This is a genomic window from Flavobacterium sp., from assembly GCF_049590715.1.
Taxonomy (GTDB): domain Bacteria; phylum Bacteroidota; class Bacteroidia; order Flavobacteriales; family Flavobacteriaceae; genus Flavobacterium.
In genome coordinates this window covers 1-3,139 of record NZ_JBAWDL010000129.1, presented here as the reverse complement: position 1 = coordinate 3,139, position 3,139 = coordinate 1, and the positions used below count along the sequence as shown (strand labels likewise).

The 3,139-nt window shown below is 35.9% G+C and carries 2 protein-coding genes and 2 pseudogenes; all 4 read right to left on the bottom strand.

Going from position 1 to position 3,139, the window contains the following annotated elements:
- Positions 1-217: pseudogene (locus WBQ70_RS05700) on the bottom strand (glutamate-5-semialdehyde dehydrogenase); the annotation flags it as partial.
- Positions 218-282: 65 nt separating this feature from the next.
- Positions 283-1,419 carry an aspartate aminotransferase family protein gene (locus WBQ70_RS05695; RefSeq protein ID WP_423911573.1) on the bottom strand — a complete coding sequence of 379 codons (1,137 nt, stop codon included), beginning with the start codon at positions 1,417-1,419 and terminating at the stop codon, positions 283-285.
- 94 nt (positions 1,420-1,513) lie between these two features.
- Positions 1,514-2,491: an N-acetyl-gamma-glutamyl-phosphate reductase gene (argC, locus tag WBQ70_RS05690; RefSeq protein ID WP_423911571.1), complete on the bottom strand. Its 978-nt coding sequence runs from the start codon at positions 2,489-2,491 to the stop codon at positions 1,514-1,516.
- A 162-nt stretch (positions 2,492-2,653) separates the two neighbouring features.
- Positions 2,654-3,139 (bottom strand): annotated as a pseudogene (locus tag WBQ70_RS05685) (argininosuccinate synthase); the annotation flags it as partial.

Below are 3,139 nucleotides of genomic sequence, written 5' to 3'. Positions count from 1 at the left end.
GATCTTCTTGACTCGCCAATTGTTGCACCGAAAGTATCATTCCGTCCACCTTAGCATCGTCCACGAGCAACCGTTTCTCCATAGCTAAGTCTTCCCCGTTGTAGTTGGCTAAATCTTGTTGATTGATGGCATTCAAAGCTTCTCTTTCTTGTTCCAAAAGTGTCGCCATTGTACTCAATACGGCGTTTCTTTTTTCTATGGATAATAATGTGTTCATTTTTCTAAATGTGTTTTTATTAGCAGTTGACTTTAGTACTTTAGACTATAAGACCTTTGACTAATTTACTTCAACTCAGCCAAACTCTCTTGCAACGCTACTACAAAAGTATCAATTGCCGCCGTTGTAATCGTTAATGGGGGTAAAATTCTCAACAAATTTTTGTTGTTCGCTCCACCAGTAAAAATATGTTTTTCGATAATCATTTTCTTTCTCAAGGCACTTACGTCAAAATCAAATTCGACACCTAGCATCAATCCTCTTCCTTTAACCTTAATGATTTCAGGAATCACTTTGATTGCTTCAAGGAAATAGGCTTCTACTTTTTTAGCATTTTCAATCAAGTTTTTGCTTTCAATCACATCAAGAACCGCAATACCCGCAGCACAAGCCAAATGACTTCCACCAAAAGTAGTTCCTAACAATCCGTAACTCGCTTTGAATTTAGGTGAAATCAAAACCCCACCAATAGGGAAACCGTTCCCCATTCCTTTAGCAGTTGTGATGATATCTGGATTGATTCCGTGGTGTTGAAAAGCAAAAAACTTTCCACTTCTTCCGTATCCTGATTGTACTTCGTCTAAGATTAGAACAACATCGTTCGCAGCACAAACTTTTTCTAAAGCTTGAAAAAATTCGGTTGTTCCTTGGTCTAAACCACCAACACCTTGAATAGGTTCGATGATAACGGCACAAACATCTCCTTTTTTCAATTCAGCTTCTACCAAATCAATTTGATTTAACGGCAAGAACGTCACTACTTGTTGCGCGTTGATTGGTGCCACAATTTTCGGATTGTCAGTTGCTGCAACCGCCGCAGATGTTCTTCCGTGAAAGGAGTTGTCAAAAGCAATAACTCTTGCTTTATTGGTATGAAAAGAAGCTACTTTCAAAGCGTTTTCATTGGCTTCAGCCCCAGAACTACATAAAAACAAACTGAAATCAGTCAAGCCAGATGCTTTTCCTAATTTCTCAGCTAGTTCAACTTGTAATGGATTCTGAATCGCATTCGAGTAAAAACTTAAATTATTCAATTGCTCAGTAACTTTAGCCACATAATCCGGTTGGGTGTGACCTATAGAAATTACTCCGTGACCAGAGTATAAATCTAAATATTCGATTCCTTTATCGTCTGTAATGGTACAATCTACTGCTTTTACAGGGGTAATAGGATATAATGGGTAAACGTCAAATAAGTTCATTGTAAAATAGGTTAAATGTTATTTGTTAGGAGTTAGAAGTTGTTTAGCAGATTTATTCCGCTTAACACATAACTAATAACCCTTAACTTTTTTTCTAAAATCCACACGGTTTCAAATGCAATCCAGTTCTTTCATCCAATCCAAACATTAAATTCATGTTTTGAACGGCTTGACCAGAAGCACCTTTGAGTAAATTATCAATTACTGAGGTAATCAAAACCCGGTTTCCTTTTTTTAATAAACTGATAATACATTTGTTAGTTTGAACTACTTGTTTCATATTGATATTCGTAGTCGTTACCGTTACAAAAGGTTGGTCAGCATAGAAAGCTTCGTATTTAGCAACCAAGTTTTCTAAACTTTCTTCTGATTTGGTGTATAAAGTGGCAAAAATCCCTCTTGGAAAATCTCCTCTGTTAGGAACAAAAATCAATTCATCAGAATAAGATGCTTGTAATTGATTTATACTTTGATTGATTTCGCCTAAATGTTGGTGTTCGAATGCTTTATAGTGCGAGAAATTGTTGTTTCTCCAACTAAAATGGGATGTTGCTGATAAGCTAACACCTGCACCTGTACTACCTGTAGTAGCATTGATGTGAACATCTTCGGTCAATAATCCATCAGCTGCTAATGGTAATAAGGCTAATTGAATAGCAGTTGCAAAACAACCAGGATTAGCAATATAATTGGCTTTTTTAATATCGGATTTGTTGAGTTCAGGTAAGCCGTACACAAATGATTTTCCGTCAAATTCCTTGTCTTTTGTCAAACGGAAATCGTTTCCTAAATCAATAATTTTCGTAGCATCCGAAAATTTATTGTTTTCTAAAAACGAAATTGATTTTCCATGACCTAAACACAAGAAAAGTACATCCACATTAGGATTAACGGTGTCAGTAAAATTCATTTCGATATCGCCCATCAAATCTTGGTGTGCAATTGAAAGTGGTTTTCCTGCATTAGTTGTACTGTATACAAAATCGAGTTTTGCATTCGGGTGAAACATTAGAATTCTAATTAATTCGCCCGCTGTGTATCCTGATCCTCCTATTATTCCAACATTAATCATAATCTTTTTTTTTTAAGTCGAAAGTCAAATGTCTTAAAGTTTATAAAGTCAATTGTTTTAAATCTTGAGCTTGGTTATAAGAATTCAGATTTTATATAAAAAAATGTTTATGATGCCAAGTATTTTCGACTTCAGGACTTTTGACTTTCTACTGTTAATTTTTTACTCGTACGTTTCATTATTTACAGACGAAAAGATGTTTTGAGCATTCCCCAAAATTTTGATGAATCCTTTCGCATCGTCTGATGTCCAAGCATTATTCATTTCGCCGTATTGACCAAAACCAGTGTTCATTAAATCATTGTCAGATTCTATTCCGTCCAAGATGAAATGGTAAGGTTTTAAGGTAACAAAAACTTTTCCGTTAACCGTTTTTTGTGTGTCTTGCAAGAAAGACTCGATGTTACGCATTACAGGATCTAAAAACTGACCTTCATGAAATAACATTCCGTACCAGTTTCCTAGTTGCTCTTTCCAGTATTGTTGCCATTTTCCTAAAGTGTGTTTCTCTAGCAAATGGTGTGCTTTGATGATGATAAGCGGAGCAGCAGCTTCAAAACCAACTCTTCCTTTAATACCAATAATCGTGTCACCCACGTGAGTATCTCTACCGATGGCAAAAGCATTTGCCAGTTTCTCCAAAACAAC